Below are 22,461 nucleotides of genomic sequence, written 5' to 3' on the forward strand. Positions count from 1 at the left end.
GCTGATCCATCTTCCAAATGTGTCTTCACTAGAGCCATAGGCCTCCCTTCCGTTACCATGCCGGACTGAATTGACGGGGGCGACAATGGAATTCGTACTCTATTTACTGCTGGGAGCCTGTGCGGGCGTGTTGGCCGGGCTATTTGGGGTGGGTGGCGGCATCATCATCGTGCCGGTGCTGGTGTTCAGTTTCACGCTGCAGGGTTTCGATGCCTCGGTGCTGACTCACCTGGCGGTGGGTACGTCGCTGGCAACCATTGTCTTTACCTCGATCAATGCCATCCGCGAGCATCATCGCAAGGGTGCGGTGCAGTGGCCGATTTTTGTCTGGATGACACTGGGAATCCTGGTCGGCGCCGGTATCGGCGCCAAGACAGCTTCGCTGATCCAGGGACCGATGTTGCAGAAGATCATTGGTGTGTTTGCCCTGGTGATCGCCGTGCAAATGGCCCTGGACCTCAAACCCAAAGCCAGCCGCGGTGTTCCCGGCAAGGTCGGACTGACCGCCGCCGGTAGCGTGGTGGGCTGGGCGTCGGCTATTTTCGGTATTGGCGGTGGTTCATTGACCGTGCCGTTTCTCACTTGGCGAAGCCTGCCCATGCAGCAAGCTGTGGCAACCTCGTCGGCCTGTGGTTTTCCGATTGCAGCGGCCAGCGCCCTGAGTTTTATCTGGCTGGGCTGGCACGACCCGCACTTGCCCGCGCATAGCGTGGGCTTTGTCTACCTGCCCGCACTGCTCGGGATCGCCCTGACCAGTATGTTTTTTGCCCGCTTCGGCGCGCGTCTGGCGCACAAACTGTCGCCACGCTTGCTCAAGCGGCTGTTCGCTGCGCTGCTGTTCTGCGTCGGCTTAAGCTTTTTGCTTTAACGAGAGGAGTCACCATGCTGCCTTACCCGCAGATTGATCCCGTGGCCGTTGCCCTGGGACCGCTGAAAATCCATTGGTATGGGTTGATGTACCTGATCGGCATCGGCGGCGCCTGGCTGCTGGCCTCGCGTCGGTTGAACCGTTTCGATCCAACCTGGAGCCGTGAAAAGCTTTCGGACCTGGTGTTCTGGCTGTCCATGGGTGTGATCGTTGGTGGGCGCCTGGGCTATGTGTTGTTCTATGACCTGCATGCCTACCTCGCCAATCCGACACTGATCTTTGAAGTGTGGAAGGGCGGCATGTCGTTCCACGGCGGCTTTATCGGGGTGATGCTTGCGGCCTTGTGGTTCGGCAAGCGCAACAACAAGTCGTTTTTCGAACTCATGGACTTCGTCGCACCGCTGGTGCCGATTGGCCTTGGAGCAGGGCGTATCGGCAACTTCATCAACGCCGAGCTGTGGGGCAAGGCTACCGATGTGCCGTGGGCCATGGTCTTTCCGCCATTCAGTGATCCGGCGCAGTTGCCGCGTCACCCGTCGCAGCTCTACCAGTTCGCCCTGGAAGGTGTGGCATTATTCCTGATTCTTTGGCTGTACTCGCGCAAGCCGCGCCCGACCATGGCCGTATCCGGCATGTTCGCGCTGTTCTACGGGATCTTCCGCTTCATCGTGGAGTTCGTGCGGGTACCCGATGCCCAGCTTGGCTACATTGCCTTCGGCTGGTTGACCATGGGTCAGTTGCTCTGCGTGCCGATGATTGTCGGTGGCATCTTCCTGATCTGGTGGGCCTACAACCGTAAACCCTCGGCCAAGGCCGCCGTTTGATTTTCCACGGCAGGGCAATCCCCTGCCGTCTTTGCTACAGGTAAGCCATGAAACAGTATCTAGATCTGGTCCGCGACGTGATCGAAAACGGCACCCTGCAGGGTAACCGTACCGGTATCCGCACCATCAGCCTGCCCGGCGCCATGCTGCGCTTCGACCTGCAGAAAGGCTTTCCGGCTATTACCACCCGCAAGCTGGCATTCAAGTCGGCGGTCGGTGAAATGGTCGGCTTCCTGCGTGGCGTGAAGAATGCTGGTGAGTTCCGTGAACTGGGCTGCAAGGTCTGGGACCAGAACGCCAACGAAAACGCCCAATGGTTGGCCAACCCGTTCCGCCAGGGGCATGACGACCTTGGCGAGATCTACGGTGTGCAATGGCGCCAATGGCCGGCCTACAAGCGTATCCCGCTGAGCAACCCTGCAGCAATCGAACTGGCGCAGAGCCAGGGCTTCGAGAAAATCGCCGAATCTGAAGAAGATGGCGAAGCCTTTGTGGTGCTGTACAAGGCCATCGACCAGATTCGCCAGTGCATCGACACCATCCATAAGGACCCAGGCAGCCGCCGCATTCTGTTCCACGGCTGGAACTGCGCCCAGCTGGATGAAATGGCCTTGCCGCCGTGCCACTTGCTGTACCAGTTCCACCCGAACGTGGAGACCAAGGAAATTTCCCTGACCCTCTACATTCGTTCCAACGACCTGGGCCTGGGCACGCCTTTCAACCTGACCGAAGGCGCTGCATTGCTGTCGCTGGTTGGCCGCCTGACGGGCTACACACCGCGCTGGTTCACCTACTTCATCGGCGATGCGCACGTCTACGAGAACCATCTGGACATGCTCAACGAGCAGCTCAAGCGCGAGCCGTTGGCCGCGCCGAAGCTGGTGATCAATGACCGCGTACCGGAATACGCCAAGACTGGCGTGTATGAGCCGGAGTGGCTGGAGAAGGTCGAACCGAGCGACTTCACCCTTGAAGGCTACGAACACCACGCGCCAATGACTGCGCCGATGGCGGTCTGATCGGCATTGTTGGCGGGCGCAGCGCGATGAAAACTACGGCGGCGGGCCTTGCTTGCCCCACGATCTGCAGCTCCGCGCCCGTTAATCCCGGTGACTCAGTGACCGTGGCTCCTGCCGACATGTGAGTGCTCCGCTTCCGGAGCAGTCACCGCGCCATTGACCTCCAGATGCTGCAGGATCGAGCATTGCACTTCCTTGGGTAGGCAATGCTGGCGCAGGTCCAGCAGTTGGGCCTGCAAAGCCTGCAGGCCTTCGATACGTGCACTGACATGCTGGATATGTTCGTCGATCAGGGCGTTGACGCTTTCGCACTGGTCGTCCGGGCTGTCGCGCAGGCGCAGCAGGCTACGGATCTCTTCGAGGGTCATGTCCAGGGTGCGGCAGTTGCGGATGAAGGTCAGGCGCTCGACGTGGGCCTGGGTGTACATCCGGTAGTTGCCTTCGCTGCGCGCAGGCTCTGGCAGCAAGTTTTCCCGCTCGTAATAGCGGATGGTCTCTACCGCGCAGTCGGTGGCTTTGGCCAGTTCTCCGATCTTCATCTGAAAATACCTCGGCAGGTTGCTTGACCCTATAGTGGCTACAGGGTGTTCACTTGGCAACAGGACATTTAAGGATGAGCCCATGAACCAGCCTGTAAGCCACAAGCCGGGTGAAGACACCCATGATCACGCCAGCCATGACCATGCCGAACACGCTCATAGCTGCTGCTCCCATGAGGTGGCCCCGTCTCTGGTGCAACTGAGTGAAGCGGCCAGCGACGATGCGCGCCTGAGTCGTTTTCGGATCGACGCAATGGATTGCCCGACCGAGCAAACCCTTATCCAGAACAAGCTGGGCAAGCTTGCGGGTGTCGAGCAACTGGAATTCAACCTGATCAACCGCATCCTCGGGGTTCGCCACACCCATGCCGACACCTCGGCCATCGAGCAGGCGGTAGCCTCGCTGGGGATGCAGGCCGAGCCGCTAACCGACTCCAGCGAGGAAGCGGCGGTCGCACCGGCGCCGGCCAAGAAGCACTGGTGGCCGTTGGCGCTGTCGGGTGTCGCGGCATTGGCTGCCGAGGGCATTCACTTTGCCGCGCTGGGTCCGGACTGGGTTGTAGCATTAGTGGCGTTGGTATCGATTCTGAGCTGTGGCCTGGGCACCTACAAAAAAGGCTGGATCGCCCTGAAGAACCGCAACCTGAACATCAACGCGCTGATGAGTATCGCCGTGACGGGTGCGGTGCTGATTGGCCAATGGCCGGAAGCGGCCATGGTGATGTTCCTCTTTACGGTCGCTGAGCTGATCGAGGCACGCTCGCTGGATCGCGCGCGCAACGCCATTGGCGGCTTGATGCAACTGAGCCCGGACATGGCCACGGTGCAACAAGCCGATGGTCAATGGCACGAAGTCGAGGTCAAGCAGGTGGCGCTGGGTGCGCTGGTGCGGGTGCGTCCCGGTGAGCGCATTGGTCTGGATGGCGAAGTGGTCAGTGGCCAGTCGAGCATCGACCAGGCACCGATTACTGGTGAAAGTCTGCCGGTGGAGAAAGGTCCGGGCGACAAGGTCTTCGCTGGCACCATCAACCAGGCGGGTGCCCTCGAGTATCGGGTGACGGCGGCGGCCGGGCAATCGACTCTGGCGCGCATCATCAAGGCGGTGGAGGAGGCGCAAGGCGCCCGTGCGCCGACCCAGCGTTTCGTCGACCAGTTTTCGCGGATCTACACCCCGGCTGTGTTTGCCATTGCTCTGGCGGTGGCGGTGATTCCGCCGCTGTTCATGGCCGGCGCCTGGTTCGACTGGATCTATCGCGCCCTGGTGCTGCTGGTGGTTGCGTGTCCTTGTGCGCTGGTGATTTCCACCCCGGTGACGATTGTTAGTGGCCTGGCTGCAGCTGCGCGCAAAGGCATTCTGGTCAAGGGTGGGGTTTACCTTGAGGGTGGACGCAAGCTCGACTTCCTGGCACTGGACAAGACCGGCACCATTACCCACGGCAAGCCGGTACAGACCGATCATGTCGTGCTCGATCCATTGTTCGAGGGCCGCGCGCAAGCACTGGCTGCCAGTCTTGGTGACCGCTCCGATCACCCGGTGTCGCGTGCCATTGCCGTCTACGCCGCTGAAAAGCAGCTGGCCCTGAAGGATGTAGCGGCGTTCGAAGCCTTGGGCGGGCGTGGTGTACGTGGCGAAATCGAGGGCGAGTTGTATCACCTGGGCAACCACCGTCTGGTCGAAGAGCTTGGCCTGTGCTCGCCGCAGCTTGAGGCGCAACTCGATGCGCTTGAGCGTCAGGGTAAGACCGTGGTGCTGTTGCTCGACAAGTCTGGTCCGCTGGCCCTGTTTGCCGTGGCCGATACCGTCAAGGACAGCAGCCGCGAAGCGATCGCCGAGTTGCATGAGCTGGGTATCAAGACTGTCATGCTCACTGGGGACAATCCTCACACCGCGCGAGCCATTGCCGCCCAGGTGGGTATCGATAAGGCCTATGGCAATCTGTTGCCCGCCGACAAGCTCAAGACCATTGAAGAGCTGTACGCCAAAGGGCACCGGGTCGGCATGGTTGGTGACGGCATCAACGACGCCCCAGCCTTGGCGCGCTCGGAGATTGGTTTTGCCATGGCCGCCGCCGGTACCGACACGGCCATCGAAACTGCCGACGTTGCGTTGATGGATGACGACTTGCGCAAAATTCCAGCCTTCGTCAGGCTCTCACGTCAGACCGCGGCGATCCTCACCCAGAACATTGTGCTGGCCCTGGCGATCAAGGCGATCTTTCTGGCGATTACTTTCGCCGGTATGGCAACCATGTGGATGGCGGTGTTCGCCGACATGGGCGTAAGTTTGTTGGTGGTCTTCAACGGCCTGCGTCTGTTGAGAAAATAGAGGATGTATGTTGAGTTCCGAGTTGAAAGCCTTCTACATGGTCGCCCGCCTGGGCAGCATTACCCTGGCGGCAAAGAAACTCGGGCTCAGCCAACCGACGGTGACGACGCAGATCCGTAACCTGGAAAGCCAGTATTCAGTCGAGCTTTTTTTTCGCGGCGGCCGGCGCCTGACACTTAGCGATGACGGCGCGCGTCTGCTGCCGATGGTAAAGACACTGTTGCAGCAAGAGGCCGATATCGAGTTCTTCCTGCGCAACAGTGGCCAAGGCCAGGGCAGCCTGCGGATCGCGGCGACGGCGCCGTACTACATTCTCGATCTGGTGAAGATTTTCCGCGAGCGTCTGCCACAGGTCGAGGTGTCGGTAGAAATTGGCAACTCCCAGCAAGTGCTGGAACTGCTGGAGGACTACCGGGTTGATCTTGCCGCGTCCTCGCAACTGCTCGAAGACGCACGACTAGTGCGACGGGTGCTGGGCACTGACCCGCTGGTGGTGGCTGTACACCGTAACCACCCCCTGGCCAGCCGTGAGTCACTGCCGCTGTCGGCCTTGGCCGGGCACTGTTTGCTGGTACGCGAACAGGGGTCGAGCACACGTAAACTGACCGAGCAGATGCTTGTCGAGGCTGGGATCAAGGTCGGTTCGATGTTGGAAATAGGCAGTCGCGAGTCGATTCGTGAAGCGGTGTTGCGCAATATCGGCATCAGCATCATTGCCCGTCATGAAGTACCGCATAACCCTGAGCTGCGGGTGTTGAGCCTGGAGAATGCCCCGGTCATGCATGAGTACCTGTATTGCTTGAAAGAGCGGCGCCAGGCGCGCTTGCCTGCGGCGTTCCTGGGATTGGCGCAGGAAGCGGTCGGCGCCGGCTTGTCCCGCGACGGGGGATAACCGCCAGGCTGCAATCGCAGGGCAAGCCCGCTGGCGCAACACCAAAATTTGCCTATATCACTATCACCATCTTTTGCTTAGCCGCCACAGAACCTTCGCATTGCGCCCCTAGCATGGCCCTCATTCGTTCAATGAGGTCTTGCCATGAACACTCCAGTCGCAACCCCAGGCGCACAAATGAAAGTGCGCGGCATCCACAAGCGCTTTGGTGCCTTCACCGCCCTGCAGGATGTTTCGCTCGACATCGCCGCCGGCGAGTTGGTGTGTCTGTTGGGCCCTTCCGGTTGTGGCAAGACCACGTTGCTGCGGTGCATCGCAGGCCTGGAGCGACAGGATCGCGGCACGTTGTATATCGGCGATCGTGATATCTCCGAATTGCCGCCGCAGGCTCGCGACTACGGCATTCTGTTTCAGTCCTATGCGTTGTTCCCGAATCTCACCGTCGAAGCCAACATTGCCTACGGCCTGGCAGGCAGCGGGCGCGAGGAAGTGCGTCAGCGTGTAAACCAGATGCTTGAGCTGGTGGGCTTGGCCGGCAGTGAAAAGAAATACCCGGGTCAGCTTTCCGGCGGTCAGCAGCAGCGGGTGGCCCTGGCTCGCGCCTTGGCCCCGGCGCCCTCGTTGCTGCTGCTCGATGAACCCATGTCGGCCCTCGATGCGCGGGTGCGCGAGCATCTGTGTACCGAGCTGCGCCAGCTGCAACGCCAGCTGGGCATCACCACCCTGATGGTGACCCACAATCAGGACGAGGCCATGCTCATGGCCGACCGTATCGCCGTGATGAACAACGGGCAGGTCGAGCAGTATGCGACGCCTCAGGAAATCTACGACAAGCCGGCTACCCCGTTCGTGGCTGAGTTCGTGGGGCAGGGCAACTGGTTGCCGTTCCAGCGTCAAAGCGCCAGTCATGCTCAGGTCGGTGCCCTGAACATGCGTCTGGCCGAGGGTGCCAGCCAGGCGTACAGCGGACGCTTGTTCTGCCGTCCGGAAGCCATCAGCGTCAACCCGCCGGTGCATGAAGAAAACCTGTTTCCGGCGCGGGTACGTGAAATCACTTTTCTGGGTAATCGCTGCCGGATGAGTTTCGAGCTCAACGCGTTGCCCGGTCATGCATTGCTCGCTGAAGTCGCGCCTGAGTCGATGCCGCGCCTGGGCTCGCAGGATATCTGGGTAGCGTTGCCGCCGCGCAGCCTGCAGGTGTTTGCCTGAGATGGCCGCGCCAATGGCCATGCCGGTCGCGCAGGCGAAGGCAGCACAGCGCTCCGGCGCATCCCTGGGTGATCGACTGTTTGTAGTGGGCGGCAAATGGCTGTTGCTGCTTCTGCTGAGCATTGCGGTGTTGATGCCGCTGCTGGCGATCTTCTGGCGCGGCTTCAGCGGTGATGCCGGGCAGGGTGGCGGGCTGGTCGCTGCACGTGAGCTGTTTGCCAGTGCCAACTTTCACTGGCTGCTGGGCAATAGCCTGAAAGTGTCGGTGAGCGTCGCGGCCATCGTCGTACCCTTGGCTTATCTGTTTGCCTATGCCCTGCAGCGCACGCTGATTCCTGGCAAGCGCATCTGGCGCGGCATCTCCTTGCTACCTTTACTCGCGCCCTCCATGCTGCCGGCCATTGCCCTTGTGTACCTGTTCGGCAACCAGGGCCTGTTGCGCGGGCTGCTCAGCGACAACATCTACGGTTTCTGGGGCATCGTCCTGGGTGAAGCCATCTACACCTTTCCGCACGCCTTGATGATCTTGCTGTCGGCATTGTCGCTAGCCGATGCCCGTCTGTTCGATGCTGCTTCAAGCATGGGGGCGGGGCCGTGGCGCGCCTTCCACAGCATCACCTGGCCCGCCACGCGCCAGGCTGTGTTCGCCGCTTTCTGTCTGGTGTTCACCCTGACTATCACCGACTTTGGCGTGCCGGTCGTCGTCGGCGGTGACTACCAGGTACTGGCTCTGGAAGCCTACAAGGCCGTGGTCGGCCAGCAGCAATTCGGTCGCGGTGCGTTGATTGGCATGGTCCTGTTGGTACCGGCCCTGCTCAGCTTTGGCGTCGATGCCTGGTTGCGCCGTCGTCAGGGCGATTCGATGAGTGGCCGTGCCCAAGTGTTTGTGCCGCAGCCGTCGCGTCGACGTGATGCCTGGTTCCTGGCGGTGGTGGTAGTGGTCTGCGCCGTGCTTTTGCTGGTGGTGGGCATGGCGGTGTACTCGTCGCTGGTCACCTTCTGGCCGTACAACATGACCTTGTCGCTCAAACACTATCAGTTCGATGAAACCGCAGGTGGAGGATGGCTGGCGTACCGCAACAGCCTGACCATGGCACTGGCCACAGCATTGATCGGCAGTGCGGTGATTTTCACTGGCGCCTACCTGATGGAGAAAACCAAGGGCCAACGCGCGCTGAATCTGGTGCTGCGCTTGCTCAGCTTTATTCCGATGGCGGTGCCGGGTTTGGTTCTGGGCCTGGGCTATGTGTTTTTCTTCAACCTGGCCAGCAACCCCCTGCATGTGTTCTACGGCAGCATGGCGCTGCTGGTGGTGTGCACTATTGCTCACTATTTGACCACTGCACAGATGACCGCGACCACTGCGTTGCGCCAGCTCGACGGCGAGTTCGAAGCCGCTGCGCTGTCACTCAAGGCGCCGCTGTACCGGCACTTTCTGCGGGTGACGGTACCGATCTGTCTGCCGGCACTGCTGGATATCGTTCGCTATCTGTTTGTCTCGGGGATGACCACCGTGTCGGCGGCGATCTTCCTCTACAGCCCGGACACCATTCTCGCCGCCGTCGCCGTGTTGAACATGGACGATGCCGGCAATGTTGGCGGCGCCGCCGCTATGTCGACCCTGATCCTGCTCACCAGCGCCACCGTATCACTGCTGCTGGCCTGGGCTTCGCGTGGCCTGCTGCAACGTTCACAAGCCTGGCGCCAGCGTGCCCCAGGTAATTGATTGCCCTACCCAACCCTCGTACCGTTCAAAGGAACCGCATCATGTTCAAGCCACTTGCTCTTGCCGCTGCCGTCCTCACTGCGTTCAGCCTGCAGGCGACTGCTGCCGAGACTCAGCTGACGGTCTACACCGCACTCGAAGCTGAACAACTGAAGAGCTACAAGCAGGCCTTCGAAAAAGCCAACCCGGATATCGAGATCAAGTGGGTACGTGATTCAACCGGCATCATCACCGCCAAGTTGCTGGCTGAAAAAGACCGTCCACAGGCAGACGCAGTGTGGGGATTGGCCGCTTCCAGCCTGGCGATCCTCGATCAACAAGGCATGCTGCAAAGCTACGCACCCAAGGATCTGGACAAGATCGGCGGCAACTACCGCGACGCTGCCAACCCACCGGCCTGGGTTGGCATGGATGTCTGGGCGGCGACTATCTGCTTCAACACCATCGAAGCCGAAAAGCAGGGCCTGACCAAGCCGGTGAGCTGGCAGGACCTGACCAAGCCCGAGTACAAGGGCAAGATCGTGATGCCTAACCCGGCGTCTTCCGGCACTGGTTTCCTGGATGTCAGCGCCTGGCTGCAGACCTTCGGTGAAGCGCAAGGCTGGGCTTACATGGACGGCCTGCACCAGAACATCGGCCAGTATGTTCACTCCGGATCCAAGCCATGCAAGTTGGCTGCGGCAGGTGAATTCCCGATCGGTATTTCGTTCGAGTACCCGGCTGTACAGCTCAAGCGTCAGGGCGCACCGCTGGACATCGTGCTGCCGAAGGAAGGCCTGGGCTGGGAAATCGAAGCGACTGCCGTACTCAAGGGCAGCAAGCATGAAGACGCCGCCAAGCGCCTGGCCGACTTCTCGGCAAGCCCTGCGGCCATGGAACTGTACAAGGAAAACTTTGCCGTACTCGCCCAGCCGGGGATCGCCAAGCCACAGACCGAACTGCCCGCTGACTACGAACAGCGTTTGATCAAGAACGACTTTGCCTGGGCTTCGAAAAACCGTGACGCCATCCTGGCGGAATGGCGCAAGCGCTATGACGGCAAGTCGGAGAAGGTTGCGCAGCAGTAATACCTTATCGCGGGACAGGCCCATCCTTTGGGGTGAAAGCAAACCTGTTGGGGTGGGCTTGGCCGGCGATCCTCAAGGAGATAGCAATGACCGATCTACTGATTGTCGGCGCCGGCATACTCGGCCTGTCCCACGCCTATGCTGCCGCGCGCCGCGGTCTCAAGGTCACGGTTTTCGAGCGCACCGCCACGCCTTTGGGCGCCTCGGTGCGTAACTTCGGCCAGGCGCTGGTAACGGGCCAACCTCCGGGTGAAATGCTCGAGTTGGCCAAAGCCAGTCGCGGTCTCTGGAAACACTGGTCGCGTCACGCCGGTTTTGAAGTAAGGAGCAATGGTTCGCTGCTGTTTGCGCGCACGGCGCTTGAACAAGAATTGCTGGAAGCCTTCTGCGCCGAGCGCGCGGTGGATCAGGGTTATCAGGTCGAGTTGTTGTCGGGCGCGGCCCTCAACGATCTGTACGACGGTCGCTTTCGTCATCACCGTGCAGCCTTGCGCGGGTTGGAAGATCAGCAGTTGTACTCCCGCGAAGCGATTCCCGCGCTGATCCGCTTCCTGGCGCACGAGCTGGGAGTGACATTCCACTTCTCCACCCTAGTGCGCGATATCCAGCCTGGAAAGGTGTCGACCACTGCCGGGGAGTTCAGCGCCGCTCAAATCGTGGTGTGTTCCGGGCACGACTACCAGACCTTGCTGGCTGAACCCATTGCCAAATTGCAACCGCAGATCTGTCGGTTGCAGATGCTGCGAGCCCGCCCACGTTTCAGTCTCGACCTGCAGCATGCCTTGCTCACTGGACTGAGCTGTGTGCACTACGGTGCCTTTGCCGATCTGCCCCAGGCCCCGGCGCTGAAGGCACAATTGCAGGCCGATAGCCCGCACCTGATGGAGCACGGTATTCACTTGCTGATCAGCCCCACACCCCATGGTGAGCTGATCATTGGTGACTCGCATGCCTACGGCAGCGATGCCTCGCCGTTCAATGCAGAGCAAATCGATGATTGGATGATCGAACTGGCAGAGCACACCCTCGGTGGTCGTATCGAAGTGGTCGAACGCTGGCAGGGCGTCTATGGTTCTGGCGGGCCGGGACCATTTTCGTTGCTGCAGGTGGCGCCAGGGGTCAATGCCGCGCTTATGCACAGCGGTGTCGGCATGAGCGTTGGGCCGGCGTTGGCCGAGCGACATATCGCTCGGCTGTTCAACGAAACCGTTTGAGGGGATGACGATGAGAACAGCCGAACAGGTTGTCAGCCAGATTTTCGCCCTGTATCAGCAGCATGGCGATGAGGACTACATCGGCGAGCCGGTGTCGCAGTTGGAGCACATGTCCCAGGCCGCTCAATTGGCGCTGGACGAGGGATTTGATGATGAAGTGGTGCTGGCAGCGTTCTTCCACGACATCGGTCATATCTGCGGTGGTGCCGAGGGCAATATGGGCGGCTATGGCGTGGTCAGCCATGAACAGGTGGGCGCCAATTACCTGCGCAACTGTGGGTTCAGCGAGCGCCTGACGAAGCTGGTGCAATACCACGTTGAAGCCAAGCGCTACCTTACATTGCGCAAGCCGGGCTACTACCAGCGATTGAGTGAGGCCAGCCGCCGTACCCTGGAGTATCAGGGTGGGGTAATGAGCGAGGCCGAGGCGGATGCATTCGAGCGTGACCCGTTGTGCAAGGTAAGCCTGCGCATGCGCGAGTGGGATGAGTTGGCCAAGGAGATGCATGTGCCAGTGATTGACTTGAATATGCTCAAGTCCAAGGCATTGGCGCTGTTGCATTGATACATCGTGGGGCAAGCTTGATGACCACTATCCCAGTGGCAGCTGGCTTGCTCCGCGATAGGGTCCTAAAGCTCTTGGACCAAGCTGTCGATCTGCTCCTGGCGCTCAGGCTGATTGATTCGCGCCCCTGGATTCAATGACGACCATTGTGGATGCGCTCGCGCTTTGCTCAAGGCCTCCGGCAACTTGCCCTCACGCCAGCTCTGCTCTTGTGGTGTGCTCAACTTGATCCTTTCCATCGCGGCATGACCGCGGCTATCCAGGGCTTGGATCAGTTGGTGCTGGCGCAACGCCAACAAGCGCAGAACACTGTCATCGACCGTCAATTCGCGCTGTCCCTTAAGCTTACCCAGCAAGCGTGAGCCGTAGCTACGCGCAGTCTGTAAAGCGCCACCGGCAATGGCACCGGCCAGCGCTGCGGCGCCCAAGGTCAAACCGCCTACCAGCAGATCGACGCCGGCACCGGCAGCAGCCCCTGCGGCCACGCCACTGCCCAGGCGCACGCCCAGAAGTTTGAGGGTCTCGGGGTTGAACAGGTCATCGCCCCAGCGTCCGTCGAGCAGCGGCAAATCGCTGGCGCTGGCATCGTCCTTGCGAAAGGCATACAGCTTGAGCAAGGCCTCGACGCAACGTTGTTCACGTTGGCGAACATCCTTGCGCAACGCCTCGATCGCCACGCCTTGCGCGCCAGGTTCGGCCACCACGCTACGGCGGCACGCGGCACAATCTATCAACAGTTCGGCAATCAGGCGTTTGGCGCTGTGCTGACGGGCCAGGCGCTGGGCGTGCTGATCGTCGATCAGGCGTTGCAGCGCGGGGCGAGATTTCTCCAGCATCAGTGCCAGGCTTTCATAAAGCCGCCGCTCGCCATCTTCCGGTGGCGCGACGCTGTCGAAACGCACCAGCGCATGCAAACCAAGCCGAGCCAGTGCTTCACGCCAGGCGGGCTCGCGATGGTCGCTACTGGCGACAAAATTGAGCACCGGCAGTAGCGGTTTGCCGCAGCTGGCAAGCACTTCCAACTCGTCGCGGTACTTGGCCAACACCGGTTCACGTGCATCGATTACATACAGGCCGGCATCACTGGCGAGCAGTTGGCGTACCACCTTGGCTTCTTGCTCAAAGCGTTGGCGCGCTTCACTGCCCTGAAGAAAGCGTTCCAGCCGCGCCGGGCCGTCCAGGCGCTCGCCAGGACGCTCCAGGCGTTCGAGGTAGTCGAGCAGGGCGATAGCGTCTTCCAGCCCTGGGGTGTCGTAAAGCTCCAGTAACGGTTCGCCGCCCACCGATAGTCGCGCACCTTCCACATGGCGAGTAGTGCTGGGCCGATGGGATACTTCGCCAAAGCCGACATCACGGGTGAGGGTACGCAACAACGACGTCTTGCCGACGTTGGTGTGGCCAACCACGGCCAGTTTCAGCGGCTTAGTCATGGCCATGCTCCAGCCAGTTCAGCGGGGCGCTGTCGGAATGCACAAGCCCCAGTTGGTCCAGCGCCTGATGCCAATCGCCGAGGCGATCGGCATCCAACGCCTGCCCAGGCAGCGCTTGCAGCAACCATATGCGTGTAGCACCGGCATTGCGGGCCAGTTCGGCGAGCAACGCCAGGCTGCCACGATCCGGCGAGCGCCGCGGGTCACAGGCAATGACCAGGCGTGCCGGGGGAAAGCGGCTCAGTTGCTCAAGCAACTTGTTGCGCGACTCACGGCTGTCGAGTATTCCGGCATTGTTGACGGTGGCGGGCAGGGCGGGTGGCCACGGCCGTTGGTCGTCGAGCTCCAGGCCAACCAGCAAGGCACCGTCGGTGTGCTCGTCACCCACACCACGGACAATCTGCGGCAGGGCATCCGGGGCCGCGTCGTTGACGCCAAGGCGCTCGCTGCTGGGCATCAGCGCTTCACGTAATTGGCTATAGCCTGGGAGGTTGATGTCCAGGCTCAAACGCTTGCGGCCACTGCGCCAACGCCACAGGCACAGCGCGGCCAGCAGCAGCCGTGGCGCAATACCGAACACCAACAACACGCCGAGCAACCAGCTAGCCCAGGCCTGACGGGCCAGTTCCACGGCGGGTTGGCTGTCGCCACTGGCGCGGATCATGGCAATGTCCGGTACGTTGAAACCGAGCAGGGCAGGCAAGGCGCCGAGGGCTTGGGTCAGGGCTACGAAGGTATCGGCACCGAGAATGGTCGTTTCCCAAACGAAACCGTAGCGCCGAGTGGCGAGCAGAATCAGCAGCATCACCAGGGCCGTGCCCAGGGCCACCAGCCACAGGCCATGGACCAACAGCCCCAGCAACCAGCGATTGAGTTTTTGCCGCTGCAGTAATACCAACAGGGCGGGAGCCAAATGTACCGCCTGGGCATCACGGGCAAATTTTTCACTGAGCCACAGCCACAGCCTGCCCAGGGTTGCCCCTTGTTCCCCAGCGAAGAAGAAGCCGAGCGCCCATCCGCCCAGCAACAGAAGGTTCAAGCCCAGCAGGCTACCCAGCGCCCAGAACACATTCACCGGGCGCTGGCTATCGCCCAGGGCGGCCAGGGCCAGGCCGGCACCGCTGAGTATCGCCAGCAGCAGCAACAGCGCCAGTGCCAAGCGGGCACCTTGCTTCCAGCGTTGCAGGGCGCTGCGCATGCCATCGCGCTCGGCCAGCCACAAGGCTCGATGCTCAATGCGTGTTGGCAGGTCACCGCCCGCTTGGCGGGCGTGGCGGTTGGCTTCCTGGTCGTCCAGAAGGCCTGCATGTTCCTCACGCAGGCGTACTGCTTCAGTGAGCCAGCGTTTGTCCAGGTCAGTCAGTGCAGTCACGCGGTCTTCCATTGATCAAGTCAGCCCAAAGCATAACCCAGGCGCGGAAGAACGGGCTTTGCTATCCTCGCGGACATGAAAACATCACTTCCCCTCAGCCTGATCGCGGCGCTCGCCGAGAACCGTGTGATCGGCATCGACAACAGCATGCCCTGGCACCTGCCGGGGGACTTCAAGTATTTCAAAGCTACCACCCTGGGCAAGCCAATCATCATGGGGCGCAAGACCTGGGATTCGCTCGGCCGGCCGTTGCCTGGACGTTTGAACCTGGTGGTCAGCCGCCAGCCAGGGCTGCAGCTCGAAGGCGCACAGGTGTTCGACTCACTCGACGCGGCCATGCTGCGGGCCGAGCAATGGGCGCTGGAACAGGGCGTGGATGAGCTGATGCTGATTGGCGGCGCGCAACTCTACACCCAAGCCATCGAGCGAGGCCTGGCTGATCGGTTGTATTTGACGCGGGTCGAATTGAACCCGGAAGGGGATGCGTGGTTTCCAGCGTTCGATGCGGCGCAATGGACGCTCGCGTCGACGCAGGCAAATCCGGCGGAAGGTGACAAGCCGGCCTACCACTTCGAGGTCTGGGAAAAGGCCTGATTCACTTGGTAGGAGTGGGCTTGCCCCGCGACAAGGCGGCAAATAACCTGCCGGCCTATCGCGGGCCAAGCCGCTCTGGCGTTAGCTGTGGCTCAGTTCGGCATGTTCGTCGGTGCCCAGCACCTGGCGATCTGTTTGCTTGAGCATCTGGCTGGTAATCGCCCCTGCGGTCATCGAACCGTTCACGTTCAATGCCGTACGCCCCATGTCGATCAGCGGCTCGACCGAGATCAGCAACGCCACCAGTTCTACCGGCAAGCCCATGGCCGGCAGCACGATCAGCGCGGCAAAGGTCGCACCGCCACCGACGCCGGCAACACCGGCCGAACTCAGGGTGACGATTGCCACCAGCGTTGCGATCCACAGTGGGTCGAGCGGGTTGATACCAACTGCTGGAGCCACCATCACCGCTAGCATTGCCGGGTACAAACCGGCGCAGCCGTTCTGGCCAATGGTCGCGCCGAACGAAGCGGCAAAGCTTGCGATCGACTGTGGAATGCCCAGGCGCAGGGTTTGCGCTTCGATGCTCAGCGGGATGCTGGCAGCACTGGAACGGCTGGTGAAAGCGAAGGTCAGCACCGGCCAGACTTTGCGGAAGAAGCGCAGTGGATTGACGCCGCTGATCGCCAGCAACACGCCATGCACCACGAACATCAGCCCCAGGCCGATGTACGAGACCACCACAAAGCTGCCGAGCTTGAGGATGTCGTCAAGGTTCGAGCTGGCAACGACCTTGGTCATCAGGGCCAACACGCCATACGGAGTGAGTTTCATCACCAAGCGCACCAGACGCATGGTCCAGGCTTGCAGGGTGTCGATAGCGACCAGGGCGCGATTGCCTTTTTCGGCATCATCCTTGAGCAATTGCAGGGCGGCCATGCCGAGGAACACGGCAAAGATCACTACGCTGATGATCGACGTCGGCTTGGCGCGCGCCAGGTCGCCCACCGGGTTGCTGGGGATGAACGACAGCAGCAGTTGCGGGATATTCAGGTCTGCGACCTTGCCCACGTAATCGCTCTGGATGGCCTGCATGCGTGCGGTTTCGGCGGTGCCTGCCACCAGTCCTTCGGCGGTCAGCCCGAACAAATTGGTCAGCCCGATACCGATCAGCGCGGCGATGGCCGTGGTGAACAGCAGAGTGCCGATGGTCAGGAAGCTGATTTTGCCCAGTGAAGAAGCATTGTGCAGCCGCGCCACAGCGCTGAGGATCGAAGCGAAGATCAGCGGCATGACGATCATTTGCAGTAACTGCACGTAGCCGTTGCCTACTAAATCGAGCCAACTGATGGTGGCCTTGAGTACCGGATTGCCAGCGCCATAAATGGTATGCAGGGCAGCACCGAACAGCACGCCCAGAACCAGGCCGACCAATACCTTCTTGGCCAGGCTCCAGTTGCCATGACGGGTTTGCGCCAGGCCTAGCAGCAATGCCAGGAACGCCAGCAGATTGAGAGACAGCGGCAGATTCATTGAAGCTCCAGGGGATAACGCGGGGAATCGCCTCTGTGTGCGATTGCGAACAGAAATGCTAACAGCATGAAAACGAACGAATTTATATCAAAAAGTAATTTGCTTAGTCGTTTTTGGAATATGAAGGGTGTGCGTAAGCCTATGATGCTGGCTCACGCAGCTATCGCCGTCGCCTAGCGCTTGTTCAGGCCTTTGGCCAAGCGGTCCCCGCCAAGCTGTATCAATGCCACCAGCACCACCAGCATGACAATCACGGTGAGCATGATCTGGCTGTCGAAACGCTGGTAGCCATAGCGATAGGCAATGTCGCCCAAGCCGCCTGCACCGATGGCGCCGGCCATGGCCGAGGAATTGATCATGGTCACCAGGGTGATGGTGAAGCCGCCGACGATGCCCGGCAGGGCTTCGGGCAATAATACGTGCCAGACGATATGCCAGCGCCGGCAACCCATGGCTTGCGCCGCTTCGATCAGGCCGTGGTCAACTTCACGCAAGCTGACTTCGGCGATTCGGGCAAAGAACGGCGTAGCGGCAATGGTCAGCGGCACTACCGCGGCCCACACTCCATAAGTGGTACCGACGATCAGGCGAGTGAAGGGAATCAGCGCGACCATCAGGATCAGGAACGGAATCGAGCGGAACAGGTTAACGAAGGCGCCCAGTACCCGGTTCAAGGTGGGGGCTTCGAAGATCCCGCCCTTGCCACTGGTAACCAGAATCACCGCCAAGGGAATCCCGGCAAGCAAGGCAATCAATGATGACACCCCGACCATCAACAGGGTATCGAGTACGCCCTGAAGCAGGCGATCAGTCCACATAACCCAGTACCTCTACTTGAGTGGCCCATTGGCGGGCGCGTTCGATGATCTGCGCGTGGCTGTGCGGTGAATCCGCTACCGACAGCACCAACTGCCCCAGCGCACGCCCCTGGATCGGCTCGATGCCTCCCTGCAGCAGGCTGATCCGCCCGCCGAGGCTGGCAAACAATGTGGATAACTCCGGTGCCTGGCGTTGCGTTCCAGCAATCTTGAGGTTCAATACCAAGCCTGCCTCGGCACTGCCCGGCTGCGCTTGCAGACGGGCCTGCAGGTCGGGTGGTAAAGCGGGTTGCAACGGTGCCAGCAAGGTTTTGCTGACCTCATGCCGTGGGTCGCCGAACACTTGCCATACGGCACCTTGCTCAACGATACGCCCGCGCTCTAGCACCACTACTCGATGGCAGACATCGCGGATGACTGCCATCTCGTGAGTAATCAGCACCACGGTCAGGCCCAGGCGTTGGTTGATGTCGCGCAGAAGCTCGAGGATGGAGGCAGTGGTTTCCGGGTCGAGGGCTGAGGTCGCTTCATCGCAGAGAAGAATATCCGGGTCGTGTACCAACGCCCGGGCGATACCGACGCGTTGCTTCTGCCCCCCCGACAGTTGTGCCGGGTAGGCATGGTGCTTGTGTTCGAGGCCTACCAACGCCAGCAACTCGGCTACCTTGCGTTGGCGCTGGACCTTGGGCACGCCAGCGACCTTGAGCGGCAGTTCGACGTTCTGCCAAACGGTTTTCGCCGACATCAAATTGAAGTGTTGAAAGATCATGCCGATGCGTCGGCGCAGGCGTACCAGACGGTCTTCATCGAACGCGCCGATGTCCACCTGGTCGATCAGCACGCGGCCGCTGCTGGGTTGTTCGAGACGATTGATGGTGCGGATCAACGACGACTTACCAGCGCCGCTACGCCCGATGATGCCAAAAATCTCACCGCGCTGAATGTTCAGATCGATGGCTTCCAGTGCTGGTGCGCCTTGTCCCGGATAGGTCTTGCTCAAGCCGATAAAGCGCACATGGGCATTGCTCGACTCAGGATGCAGTGCTCGTTGTTCAGCCTGATGCAGTGGTGCGAAAGCGTGCTCCTTGGGCACCTCGAGGGCGGTGGCAGCACTCATTTCAGCTCTCCCAACCGGGTTGGTAGAGCTTGCCGTGGGCCTTCTCCAGGGCGGCACGTACCGCAGCCGAGTGCTGGTAAATGTCGATGAACTTGGCCAGGCGTGGGTCATCCTTGGTCTGCGGACGGATGACGAACTGAATCACATACTCCTTGTGGTCGAGGCCATCGAACAACAACGCCGAGGAGGCATCGAAGGTGTTGGCCAGGCGAATGTAGGCCGGATAGCCCTGGACCAGATCAGCATCGTCATAGGCACGTACCAACTGCACCGCCTCGACCTGGAGAATCTTCAACTGCTTGGGGTTGGCGATGATGTCCTCTTCGCTAGCCTTGTAGCCAACCCCCGGCTTGAGGCTGATCAGTCCGGCCTTGGCCAACAGTTGCAGACCGCGACCGCTGTTGATCGGATCGTTGGCGATCGCGACGCTGGCGCCTTGTGGCAGTTCATCGAAGCTTTTGTACTTTTTCGAATACAAGCCGACGTTGTTGATGATGCCCGGTGCATAGGGCACCAGATCAAAACCGGCGGCAGCCTTGGCGTTTTCCAGGAAGGGGATGTGCTGGAAGTAGTTCACGTCGATATCGCCGCTGGCCAGGCTTACATTTGGAGCTATCCAATCGCTGAACTCGATCAGTTCGACACTAAGACCCTGTTTTTTCGCTTCGCTGACGGCGGCTTCCAGCGGGATGGCAAAGGCTGCAGTGGTGCCCACTTTCAGCGCCTCAGCGGCATGGCTGCTGCCAATTAGACCAAGGGCCAGGGCCAGGGCCGCCACGGGGCGGGCAAAGAAGGTCTTAAGCATGCTGGTGCGCTCCTGTCTGGGCGGTGTGGCGATAGCTGGCGCCGGGGTGGTCGGCGGGCAGCAGGGAGTGGTCACTGGCGAAGAGTTTTTCGCGCAGGCTGCCGGGTTCGTAGGCAGTCTTGTAGGAACCTCGGCGTTGCAGCTCGGGTATCACCAGGTCGATGAAATCGATGTAGCTTTCCGGGGTTACCGTGCGGGTCAGGTTGAAGCCATCCAGGCCGGTATCGGCAATCCAGCTTTCCAGCGCGTCGGCAACCTGAGTCGGTGAGCCAACAATGGTGACGTAGCGCCCGCCCAGGGCATGCTGGTCAAGCAGTTTGCGGCGGGTCCAATCGTTGTTCTGCAAGGCTTTGGTGGCCGACTGAATAGCGTTGCTTTTGACGTACTGGATAGGCTCGTCCAGCTCGTATTGTGAAAAGTCGATTCCGGTCGAGCTGGCAAAGTGTGCGACCCCAGCTTCGGCGCTGGCGTAGTGCAGGTACTCGGCATGTTTGGCCCAGGCTTGTTCTTCACTGCGGGCAACAATCACGGTAAGGCCCATGAACACCTTGATCGCCTCTGGATCACGGCCGGCGGCCACAGCACTGGCACGCACCTTGTCGACCTGGGCGCGTGTGCCTTCCTTGGTCTGGCCGCTGATGAACACGCATTCGGCATGGTTACCGGCAAAGCCCAGGCCACGCTCGGAGCTTCCCGCCTGGAACAGCACCGGCGTGCGTTGCGGCGAAGGCTCGCACAGGTGGTAGCCGTCGACCCGGTAGAACTCTCCCTGATGGTTGACCTTGTGGACCTTGTGCGGGCGGGCGTAGACCCGTTGCTGGCGATCGTTGATCACCGCACCGTCTTCCCAGCTACCTTCCAGCAGCTTGTACAGCACCTGCATATACTCGTCGGCCTGATCGTAGCGGCGGTCGTGTTCAGTTTGCTGCTCAAGGCCCATGGCCCTAGCTGCGCTGTCCAGATAACCGGTGACGATGTTCCAGCCGACGCGGCCGCGACTCAAGTGGTCGAGGGTCGAGAGCTTGCGGGCGAACAGGTAGGGCGGCTCGTAAGTGAGGTTGGCGGTCAGGCCGAAGCCCAGGTGCCGGGTTACCGCGGCCATCGCCGAAACCAGCAGCAGCGGGTCGTTGACCGGCAACTGGATCGACTCTTTGAGCGGCACCTCGACGCTGTCCTGGTAGACGTCGTAGACGCCGACGATATCGGCGATGAACAACCCGTCGAACAGTCCGCGCTCAAGTAACTGGGCAAGCTCGGTCCAGTACTCGAGGGTCTTGTACTGGGTGGAGGTGTCTCGCGGGTGAGTCCACAAACCGTGGTTGATGTGCCCGATGCAGTTCATGTTGAAGGCATTGAGCAGGATCTTTTTCCGGGTCATCAGATGGTCCCCCGCAGCGGTGGGTTTTCATCGTTGAGGTAGTAGTTGCCGATGGCGTGGTACTTCCAGCGCACCGGGTCGTGCAGGGTGTGCACGCGAGCATTGCGCCAGTGGCGATCGAGGCCGTGTTCGGCGAGGGTCGCCTGGCTTCCGGCCAATTCGAACAGAGTGCTGCCAGCGGCCAGGGATATCTCGGTGCTGATCGCCCGGGCCTCGGCAACGGCGATGGACGCCGCGGCTACGGTGCTGGCATTCGGGTCGGCCTGGGCCTGGTCGAGAAACTCGCCGGCACGCTCAAGCAACGCCTCGGCTGCGTGCAAGCGGATCGCCAGATGACCGAAGGACTTCAACGTCAATGGATCTTCACTGGCCTGATCACTGCCTGAGTCGATCCAGGGGCGGCTGCGGGTGCGCACGAACTGCAGGGCATCTTCATAGGCGGCGCGGGCGATGCCGGTGTCGATCGCCGCATGGAGAATCTGTGCCAGCGGGCCGACAGGCGTAGGTCGTTCAAAGGCACTCTGGAAGGGCAGCACATCCTGGGCATCGACCCGGACATTCTCGAACAGTACCGAGCCGCTGCCGGTGGTGCGTTGACCAAAGCCGCTCCAGTCGTCGATCACTTGCAGTCCTTCACTCTCGGCTGGGACGAAGACCAGATGTTGCACGCCGTTTTCATCCACTACCGAGGTGGGAATGCGCTGGGCATAGAGCGCACCGGTGGCGTAGAACTTGCGTCCGTTGATGCGGTAGGCGTCGCCGTCGCGGCTCAATGCCGTGGTCCGATCATGAGCGGTCTTGGTGCCCAGTTCGGCCAAGGCATTGCCAAAGCGTTGGCCGGCCAGTACTTCGGCGTACAGGCGCTGCTGTTGCGCGAGGCTGCCATTTACGCGCAGCACCTCTAGGGCATAGAAATGGTTTTGTGGAATTTGTCCAAGCGATCCGTCGGCCTGGGCGATGCGGGCAATGACCTTGGCCAGGGTGACGTTCGAAACACCCGCGCCGCCAAAGGCTTTGGGAACGCTGATTGCCCATAGCCCAGAGTGGGAAAAGAGTGCCAGCTCCGGGTGTGGCAGGCGCCGTTCACGGTCACGCAGGGTGCTGTCGCGACGCAGTTGAACGGCAACTTCCTCGGCAATGTGTAAAGCCTGGGCGTCAGTGTGGATGACCGCGACGTTTTCGTGCGGTTGCGGCAGAAGGCTCATATAAAGCTCCAGTGGTCTGG

At 60.9% G+C, this 22,461-nt stretch carries 20 protein-coding genes; 11 read left to right on the forward strand and 9 right to left on the reverse strand.

Annotated features, from left to right (window positions below; all coding sequences use genetic code 11):
• Positions 1 to 85: 85 nt before the first annotated feature.
• The 3 genes from D3Z90_RS00990 to D3Z90_RS01000 are packed head-to-tail and all read left to right on the forward strand — an operon-like array spanning position 86 to position 2,711.
• Complete coding sequence (locus tag D3Z90_RS00990) at positions 86 to 868, forward strand: sulfite exporter TauE/SafE family protein (protein WP_136474000.1); 783 nt, start codon at positions 86 to 88, stop codon at positions 866 to 868.
• A 14-nt stretch (positions 869 to 882) separates the two neighbouring features.
• Positions 883 to 1,692 carry a prolipoprotein diacylglyceryl transferase gene (gene lgt / locus D3Z90_RS00995; protein WP_136474001.1) on the forward strand — a complete coding sequence of 270 codons (810 nt, stop codon included), beginning with the start codon at positions 883 to 885 and terminating at the stop codon, positions 1,690 to 1,692.
• A 47-nt stretch (positions 1,693 to 1,739) separates the two neighbouring features.
• Positions 1,740 to 2,711 carry a thymidylate synthase gene (locus D3Z90_RS01000; protein ID WP_136474002.1) on the forward strand — a complete coding sequence of 324 codons (972 nt, stop codon included), beginning with the start codon at positions 1,740 to 1,742 and terminating at the stop codon, positions 2,709 to 2,711.
• Positions 2,712 to 2,806: 95 nt separating this feature from the next.
• On the opposite strand, the gene cadR is transcribed toward D3Z90_RS01000, so the two are convergent.
• On the reverse strand, positions 2,807 to 3,250 hold the full coding sequence (gene cadR / locus D3Z90_RS01005) for a Cd(II)/Pb(II)-responsive transcriptional regulator (protein WP_136474003.1): 444 nt from the start codon (positions 3,248 to 3,250) through the stop codon (positions 2,807 to 2,809).
• Positions 3,251 to 3,332: 82 nt separating this feature from the next.
• Here cadR and D3Z90_RS01010 point away from each other — a divergent pair, with 82 nt between their 5' ends.
• The 7 genes from D3Z90_RS01010 (at position 3,333) to D3Z90_RS01040 (ending at position 12,249) form a co-directional block, all read left to right on the forward strand.
• The gene (locus tag D3Z90_RS01010; RefSeq protein ID WP_136474004.1) at positions 3,333 to 5,576 is read left to right on the forward strand and encodes a heavy metal translocating P-type ATPase; all 2,244 of its coding nucleotides are present in this window, start codon (positions 3,333 to 3,335) and stop codon (positions 5,574 to 5,576) included.
• Between the two features lie 7 nt (positions 5,577 to 5,583).
• Entirely contained in the window at positions 5,584 to 6,468 is an 885-nt protein-coding gene (locus tag D3Z90_RS01015; protein ID WP_136474005.1) for a LysR family transcriptional regulator, read from the forward strand.
• A gap of 144 nt (positions 6,469 to 6,612) precedes the next feature.
• Positions 6,613 to 7,677: a putative 2-aminoethylphosphonate ABC transporter ATP-binding protein gene (locus tag D3Z90_RS01020; RefSeq protein ID WP_136474006.1), complete on the forward strand. Its 1,065-nt coding sequence runs from the start codon at positions 6,613 to 6,615 to the stop codon at positions 7,675 to 7,677.
• A gap of 1 nt (position 7,678) precedes the next feature.
• On the forward strand, positions 7,679 to 9,403 hold the full coding sequence (locus tag D3Z90_RS01025; RefSeq protein WP_136474007.1) for a putative 2-aminoethylphosphonate ABC transporter permease subunit: 1,725 nt from the start codon (positions 7,679 to 7,681) through the stop codon (positions 9,401 to 9,403).
• A 41-nt stretch (positions 9,404 to 9,444) separates the two neighbouring features.
• Positions 9,445 to 10,470 (forward strand): putative 2-aminoethylphosphonate ABC transporter substrate-binding protein, encoded by a 1,026-nt coding sequence (locus D3Z90_RS01030; protein ID WP_136474008.1) that lies wholly within the window; start codon positions 9,445 to 9,447, stop codon positions 10,468 to 10,470.
• A gap of 86 nt (positions 10,471 to 10,556) precedes the next feature.
• Positions 10,557 to 11,684, forward strand: coding sequence for a TIGR03364 family FAD-dependent oxidoreductase (locus tag D3Z90_RS01035; RefSeq protein WP_136474009.1), 1,128 nt, complete (start codon positions 10,557 to 10,559; stop codon positions 11,682 to 11,684).
• A gap of 10 nt (positions 11,685 to 11,694) precedes the next feature.
• On the forward strand, positions 11,695 to 12,249 hold the full coding sequence (locus D3Z90_RS01040) for a phosphonate degradation HD-domain oxygenase (RefSeq protein WP_136474010.1): 555 nt from the start codon (positions 11,695 to 11,697) through the stop codon (positions 12,247 to 12,249).
• 65 nt (positions 12,250 to 12,314) lie between these two features.
• Here the strand turns inward: D3Z90_RS01040 and D3Z90_RS01045 are convergent, their stop codons facing one another.
• Both D3Z90_RS01045 and D3Z90_RS01050 read right to left on the reverse strand, forming a co-directional pair.
• Positions 12,315 to 13,679: a GTPase/DUF3482 domain-containing protein gene (locus D3Z90_RS01045; protein WP_136474011.1), complete on the reverse strand. Its 1,365-nt coding sequence runs from the start codon at positions 13,677 to 13,679 to the stop codon at positions 12,315 to 12,317.
• Positions 13,672 to 15,063, reverse strand: coding sequence for a DUF2868 domain-containing protein (locus D3Z90_RS01050; RefSeq protein WP_136474012.1), 1,392 nt, complete (start codon positions 15,061 to 15,063; stop codon positions 13,672 to 13,674). The genes D3Z90_RS01045 and D3Z90_RS01050 overlap by 8 nt, the downstream gene beginning before the upstream one ends.
• Positions 15,064 to 15,126: 63 nt before the next feature.
• Here D3Z90_RS01050 and D3Z90_RS01055 point away from each other — a divergent pair, with 63 nt between their 5' ends.
• Complete coding sequence (locus D3Z90_RS01055; RefSeq protein WP_136474013.1) at positions 15,127 to 15,645, forward strand: dihydrofolate reductase; 519 nt, start codon at positions 15,127 to 15,129, stop codon at positions 15,643 to 15,645.
• Positions 15,646 to 15,726: 81 nt separating this feature from the next.
• Here the strand turns inward: D3Z90_RS01055 and D3Z90_RS01060 are convergent, their stop codons facing one another.
• From D3Z90_RS01060 to D3Z90_RS01085, 6 genes are all read right to left on the reverse strand, one after another.
• The gene (locus D3Z90_RS01060) at positions 15,727 to 17,118 is read right to left on the reverse strand and encodes an L-cystine transporter (protein ID WP_136474014.1); all 1,392 of its coding nucleotides are present in this window, start codon (positions 17,116 to 17,118) and stop codon (positions 15,727 to 15,729) included.
• Positions 17,119 to 17,291: 173 nt separating this feature from the next.
• Positions 17,292 to 17,936, reverse strand: coding sequence for a methionine ABC transporter permease (locus tag D3Z90_RS01065; RefSeq protein WP_136474015.1), 645 nt, complete (start codon positions 17,934 to 17,936; stop codon positions 17,292 to 17,294).
• Positions 17,926 to 19,053, reverse strand: a complete 1,128-nt coding sequence (locus D3Z90_RS01070) for a methionine ABC transporter ATP-binding protein (RefSeq protein ID WP_136474016.1) — start codon at positions 19,051 to 19,053, stop codon at positions 17,926 to 17,928. The genes D3Z90_RS01065 and D3Z90_RS01070 overlap by 11 nt, the downstream gene beginning before the upstream one ends.
• A gap of 1 nt (position 19,054) precedes the next feature.
• Positions 19,055 to 19,858: a MetQ/NlpA family ABC transporter substrate-binding protein gene (locus D3Z90_RS01075; protein ID WP_136474017.1), complete on the reverse strand. Its 804-nt coding sequence runs from the start codon at positions 19,856 to 19,858 to the stop codon at positions 19,055 to 19,057.
• Complete coding sequence (locus tag D3Z90_RS01080; RefSeq protein WP_136474018.1) at positions 19,851 to 21,236, reverse strand: LLM class flavin-dependent oxidoreductase; 1,386 nt, start codon at positions 21,234 to 21,236, stop codon at positions 19,851 to 19,853. Before D3Z90_RS01080 ends, D3Z90_RS01075 begins: the two co-directional genes overlap by 8 nt.
• Positions 21,236 to 22,441, reverse strand: coding sequence for an SfnB family sulfur acquisition oxidoreductase (locus D3Z90_RS01085; RefSeq protein ID WP_136474019.1), 1,206 nt, complete (start codon positions 22,439 to 22,441; stop codon positions 21,236 to 21,238). The genes D3Z90_RS01080 and D3Z90_RS01085 overlap by 1 nt, the downstream gene beginning before the upstream one ends.
• Positions 22,442 to 22,461 lie beyond the last annotated feature (20 nt).

Origin of the sequence: Pseudomonas sp. DG56-2, from assembly GCF_004803755.1 — a bacterium.
GTDB classification, from domain to species: Bacteria; Pseudomonadota; Gammaproteobacteria; order Pseudomonadales; family Pseudomonadaceae; genus Aquipseudomonas; species Aquipseudomonas auratipiscis.

What these genes read in the sequence shown, in the direction of transcription:
- D3Z90_RS00990 (WP_136474000.1), top strand. Translation starts at nt 86, where the DNA reads ATGGAATTCGTACTCTATTTACTGCTGGGAGCCTGTGCGGGCGTGTTG.
- lgt (WP_136474001.1), top strand. Translation starts at nt 883, where the DNA reads ATGCTGCCTTACCCGCAGATTGATCCCGTGGCCGTTGCCCTGGGACCG.
- D3Z90_RS01000 (WP_136474002.1), top strand. Translation starts at nt 1,740, where the DNA reads ATGAAACAGTATCTAGATCTGGTCCGCGACGTGATCGAAAACGGCACC.
- cadR (WP_136474003.1), bottom strand. Translation starts at nt 3,250, where the DNA reads ATGAAGATCGGAGAACTGGCCAAAGCCACCGACTGCGCGGTAGAGACC.
- D3Z90_RS01010 (WP_136474004.1), top strand. Translation starts at nt 3,333, where the DNA reads ATGAACCAGCCTGTAAGCCACAAGCCGGGTGAAGACACCCATGATCAC.
- D3Z90_RS01015 (WP_136474005.1), top strand. Translation starts at nt 5,584, where the DNA reads ATGTTGAGTTCCGAGTTGAAAGCCTTCTACATGGTCGCCCGCCTGGGC.
- D3Z90_RS01020 (WP_136474006.1), top strand. Translation starts at nt 6,613, where the DNA reads ATGAACACTCCAGTCGCAACCCCAGGCGCACAAATGAAAGTGCGCGGC.
- D3Z90_RS01025 (WP_136474007.1), top strand. Translation starts at nt 7,679, where the DNA reads ATGGCCGCGCCAATGGCCATGCCGGTCGCGCAGGCGAAGGCAGCACAG.
- D3Z90_RS01030 (WP_136474008.1), top strand. Translation starts at nt 9,445, where the DNA reads ATGTTCAAGCCACTTGCTCTTGCCGCTGCCGTCCTCACTGCGTTCAGC.
- D3Z90_RS01035 (WP_136474009.1), top strand. Translation starts at nt 10,557, where the DNA reads ATGACCGATCTACTGATTGTCGGCGCCGGCATACTCGGCCTGTCCCAC.
- D3Z90_RS01040 (WP_136474010.1), top strand. Translation starts at nt 11,695, where the DNA reads ATGAGAACAGCCGAACAGGTTGTCAGCCAGATTTTCGCCCTGTATCAG.
- D3Z90_RS01045 (WP_136474011.1), bottom strand. Translation starts at nt 13,679, where the DNA reads ATGACTAAGCCGCTGAAACTGGCCGTGGTTGGCCACACCAACGTCGGC.
- D3Z90_RS01050 (WP_136474012.1), bottom strand. Translation starts at nt 15,063, where the DNA reads ATGGAAGACCGCGTGACTGCACTGACTGACCTGGACAAACGCTGGCTC.
- D3Z90_RS01055 (WP_136474013.1), top strand. Translation starts at nt 15,127, where the DNA reads ATGAAAACATCACTTCCCCTCAGCCTGATCGCGGCGCTCGCCGAGAAC.
- D3Z90_RS01060 (WP_136474014.1), bottom strand. Translation starts at nt 17,118, where the DNA reads ATGAATCTGCCGCTGTCTCTCAATCTGCTGGCGTTCCTGGCATTGCTG.
- D3Z90_RS01065 (WP_136474015.1), bottom strand. Translation starts at nt 17,936, where the DNA reads ATGTGGACTGATCGCCTGCTTCAGGGCGTACTCGATACCCTGTTGATG.
- D3Z90_RS01070 (WP_136474016.1), bottom strand. Translation starts at nt 19,053, where the DNA reads ATGAGTGCTGCCACCGCCCTCGAGGTGCCCAAGGAGCACGCTTTCGCA.
- D3Z90_RS01075 (WP_136474017.1), bottom strand. Translation starts at nt 19,858, where the DNA reads ATGCTTAAGACCTTCTTTGCCCGCCCCGTGGCGGCCCTGGCCCTGGCC.
- D3Z90_RS01080 (WP_136474018.1), bottom strand. Translation starts at nt 21,236, where the DNA reads ATGACCCGGAAAAAGATCCTGCTCAATGCCTTCAACATGAACTGCATC.
- D3Z90_RS01085 (WP_136474019.1), bottom strand. Translation starts at nt 22,441, where the DNA reads ATGAGCCTTCTGCCGCAACCGCACGAAAACGTCGCGGTCATCCACACT.